At 64.8% G+C, this 3555-nt stretch carries 4 protein-coding genes; 2 read left to right on the top strand and 2 right to left on the bottom strand.

Annotated features, from left to right (window positions below):
- The first annotated feature begins 798 nt into the window (after window positions 1-798).
- Window positions 799-1329 (top strand): redoxin domain-containing protein, encoded by a 531-nt coding sequence (locus L338_RS16075; protein WP_022699439.1) that lies wholly within the window; start codon window positions 799-801, stop codon window positions 1327-1329.
- Here L338_RS16075 and L338_RS16070 read toward each other — a convergent pair.
- Complete coding sequence (locus L338_RS16070; RefSeq protein WP_022699438.1) at window positions 1326-2324, bottom strand: glutaminase; 999 nt, start codon at window positions 2322-2324, stop codon at window positions 1326-1328. The genes L338_RS16075 and L338_RS16070 overlap by 4 nt on opposite strands.
- A gap of 80 nt (window positions 2325-2404) precedes the next feature.
- The gene (locus L338_RS16065; protein WP_022699437.1) at window positions 2405-3064 is read right to left on the bottom strand and encodes a Fe2+-dependent dioxygenase; all 660 of its coding nucleotides are present in this window, start codon (window positions 3062-3064) and stop codon (window positions 2405-2407) included.
- 183 nt (window positions 3065-3247) lie between these two features.
- Here L338_RS16065 and L338_RS16060 point away from each other — a divergent pair, with 183 nt between their 5' ends.
- Entirely contained in the window at window positions 3248-3547 is a 300-nt protein-coding gene (locus L338_RS16060) for a hypothetical protein (RefSeq protein WP_022699436.1), read from the top strand.
- Window positions 3548-3555: the final 8 nt, after the last annotated feature.

Here is a 3555-nt window from a genome sequence, read left to right as displayed (position 1 = left end):
CACCCTTCCCCTGAGGAGCCGCGCCAGGGGCGCGGCGTCTCGAAGGGCCAGAAAACAGGGACAATCCCGAAAATATCAGACCGGGTCCCGGGACGGCGTAAGCTCGTCGGTGTTTGCCGTCATGCGAGGGGCTTCGGATCCGGTCGCCCGAGGGACGGAGTTGAACGCGGTTCCCGGGATACGGCAGGGTCTGACCAGACCGTGCGCGTCCCGGCGCACCGCCAGGCGCCAGTCTGAGGCTGAAATGCCCTGGCTATTAAGACTCTGGCGGCAGCGGATGGAGAGGCCGGTCGAGGCGACTCCCGCCCTCCGCAAAAGAACCGCGCGGCGCGTCTTTCGAAGACGCGAAACATAAACACTACGGTCACCGGCGTCCCGAAAGACGCGCCGCGCCACCCTCGTGTTTCTTGCTTCTCCAACCTCTGCGGCGAATGCGCCGTGGGGGCGGAGACGCTTACCCCAACGAGTCCCCGGAAATCGCGAAGCGATTATCCGGGGTCCAGAAACGGTGGCCACGTTGCAGGCTGGATCCCGGACAATGGCTGCGCCATTTCCGGGAGCTGAAAGGGAGAAAGGCAAACCAACCCCGTCATCCTCCGACGAAGCGAAGCGGAGATCGGAGGACCCAGTTGAAGTCTTTGCGCCCCACGTTCCCTGGGTCCTCCGGTCAAGCCGGAGGATGACGGTTGAGAGAGGTGGAGGGCGGAGGGCGAAGGAAGACACCGCATCTCTGCATTGCCGAAGCGCCATCGCGGCCAATATCCTCCACCGACAAGCCGCCAGACAAAGGACATCGCCATGAAACGCCTTCTCGCCGCCGCCGCCCTGCTCTCCGCCGCCATTGCCGCGCCGGCGCATGCCCAGCTTGAGGAAGGGGCCGAGGCGCCGGTCTTCAGCGCGGACGGGTATCTGGCCGGGCAGCCGTTCAGCTTCGACATGGCGGACGCGCTCTCCGAAGGGCCGGTCGTCCTTTATTTCTTCCCGGCCGCCTTCACGCCGGGCTGCAATCTGGAAGCCTCGCTGTTCGCCGAGGCGGCGGACGATTTCGCCGAGGCCGGGGCGACGCTGATCGGCGCGACGGCGGGCAATACGGACCGGCTTTCGGAGTTTTCGGAAAAACATTGCGCCAGCAAGTTCCCGGTGGCCGCGGTCAGCGACGAGGTGATCGCCGCTTATGACGTGGCGCTGGCACAGCGCGAGGGGTGGAGCAACCGCACCTCCTACGTCATCGCGCCGGACGGCGCGGTCGCCATGAGCTATACGGACTCCGCGCCGAACGACCATGTCACGAAGACGCTGGACGCGGTGACGGCAATCAGCGCCGACTAGCGCTCGATCGTCGGGCCGCCGCGCTCGCCCGCCACGCGGATCGGGCGCTTGTTGGAAAAGACATTGAGGCCGGTCTCGGCGGCGAACGCCTCCAGCGCCACCGTGCCGGCCAGCGAGTTGCCGGACTTGTTGAGCGCGGGCGACCACACCGCGATGGAGCCCACCCCCGGCGCGATGGCGAGGATGCCCCCGCCCACGCCCGACTTTCCGGGCAGGCCGACGCGGAAGGCGAAATCGCCGCTCATGTCGTAATGGCCGCACGTCATCATCATGGCGTTGATGCGGTCGGCGCGGGCGGGCCGGGCGAATTCCTGACCGGTGATCGGGTCGGTCCCGCCATTGGCCAGGAACAGGCCGGCGCGCGCCAGCTCGGTCACCGTCATCTCGATGGCGCATTGATGGAAATAGGCGTCGAGCACGGCCGACGGCGAATTCTTCAGATTGCCGAAGGAGGACATGAAATAGGCCAGAGAGCGGTTGCGGTCGCCCCATTTGCGCTCCGAGTCCGCCACCCGGCCGTCGATCCGCACCTGGTCGCTGTCGGCGGCCTCCTGCAGCATTTTCAGGATGCGCTCATAGGCCGGCTCGGTCCCGCAATGGCTGACGATGGCGTCGGTCACGATCATCGCGCCGGCATTGATGAACGGGTTTCGCGGCACGCCCTGCTCATGCTCCAGCTGGACCACGGAATTGAACGGGCTGCCCGAAGGCTCGCGCCCCACCCGGTCCCAGATCGCATCGCCCTCCATGCCCAGCGCCTGCACCAGGGTGAACACCTTGGACAGCGACTGGATGGAAAACGGCGTGTCCGCCGCGCCGACCTCTGCGGTGTTGCCATTGACCGTGATCATCGCCATCGCGAAGGCGTTGGGATCGGCCTCGGCCAGGGCGGGGATATAATCGGCGACCTTGCCCTTGCCCAGCTTCGGGCGGGCGGTCTCCGCGGCGCGTTCGATATGGGACTGCCAGTCGATGCGGGGCGGCGTCTTGGTCATTAAATCGGGAATCCTGTCGGCTTCTGCGGCGTCGAGGGGCTAACGAAAGAAAGGTGCGAAAGGTCCGGCGCGCAGCAGCGCTACAGCCACATGCGCTTGAGGTTCTGCTGCACGAACTCCAGCCGCACGCGGTTCTCCCAGCTGACATTTTCGGCTTCCTCGCCGTAAAGCTCGCCCAGCTCGAACAGCATCTCGCGCTTCATATTGTCGGCCAGCGCGCTCTGGATGAAGGTGATCGCCACCAGCCGCTCGCCCTTCGTGACGGGCTTGACCTGATGATAGGTGGTGGAGGGATAGACGATCGCCTCGCCCGGCTTTCCCTTGATCTCCACCGTGGAGTCGCCCAGCCGGATGGACAGCTCCCCGCCCTCATAGGATTCGGGGTCATTGATGAAGACGGTGCTGGAAAGATCGGTGCGCAGATGGGCGTTCCCGATCTGGATTTCGGCGGCGTCGATATGCTCGCCATACTGCATGCCCGGCTCGTATCGGGTCAGCAGCGGCGGGGCCACGGTCTGGGGCAGGGCGAAGTCGGCAAAGCGGCCCGACCGGCCATAGGCGCCGATCAGAATCTGCGAGGCCTCGCGGGTTGCGGGCTGCTGCGTGTCGGCCTGGCGGTTGGTCTTGACCTTCGAATGCGGGTTGGAGGACCGCCCGTCCACAAAACTGATCTGGCCGGCCAGTTCGCGCAGCCGGGCGATTTCCTGTTCGTTCAGAAGGTTTTCGAGTTTCAGAAACATGTTTGAAATCCGCTTTTTAGAACCGCAAACGACGATATTTTCACCGCGCAGGCAAGGGGCGCGGACAAGTCTCCACGGGCCGGAACCATTACAAGGCGTTCACATGTTGACGCTTGTGCGCGCGCACCCGGAGTCATAGTCTGACTTTCAATAACAGACCTGTTTAGGGAAAAGGGGACGAGTATGAAAATCTGGATGGCGATTCTGGCCGCGGGCCTTTTGTGCGCCGCGTGCGAGACGAGTGACAACATGGCCTCCGACTCCGGCAACACGAAAGTGGCCGTGAACGAGGATGGCGAGGAAATGGTCTGCCGGTCCGAGCGCGTGACCGGCGAGCTGGTGCGCCGCGAAATCTGCAAGACGCGCGCGCAGATCAAGGAAGAGAACGAAAGCAGCGGCCGTCTGCAGGCCGGCGCCATTGGCACGGGCGGCAGCGGTCAGGGCGACTTCCCGGCCGGCTGTAACGGCAAGGGCTCCTGCTAGGGCCCTTC

Source organism: Euryhalocaulis caribicus (genome assembly GCF_000412185.1).
Taxonomy (GTDB): Bacteria; Pseudomonadota; Alphaproteobacteria; order Caulobacterales; family Maricaulaceae; genus Euryhalocaulis; species Euryhalocaulis caribicus.
Note: the sequence above shows the minus strand (reverse complement) of the source record. Positions and strands in the feature narration are given on the sequence as shown.

What these genes read in the sequence shown, in the direction of transcription:
- L338_RS16075 (WP_022699439.1), top strand. Translation starts at nt 799, where the DNA reads ATGAAACGCCTTCTCGCCGCCGCCGCCCTGCTCTCCGCCGCCATTGCC.
- L338_RS16070 (WP_022699438.1), bottom strand. Translation starts at nt 2,324, where the DNA reads ATGACCAAGACGCCGCCCCGCATCGACTGGCAGTCCCATATCGAACGC.
- L338_RS16065 (WP_022699437.1), bottom strand. Translation starts at nt 3,064, where the DNA reads ATGTTTCTGAAACTCGAAAACCTTCTGAACGAACAGGAAATCGCCCGG.
- L338_RS16060 (WP_022699436.1), top strand. Translation starts at nt 3,248, where the DNA reads ATGAAAATCTGGATGGCGATTCTGGCCGCGGGCCTTTTGTGCGCCGCG.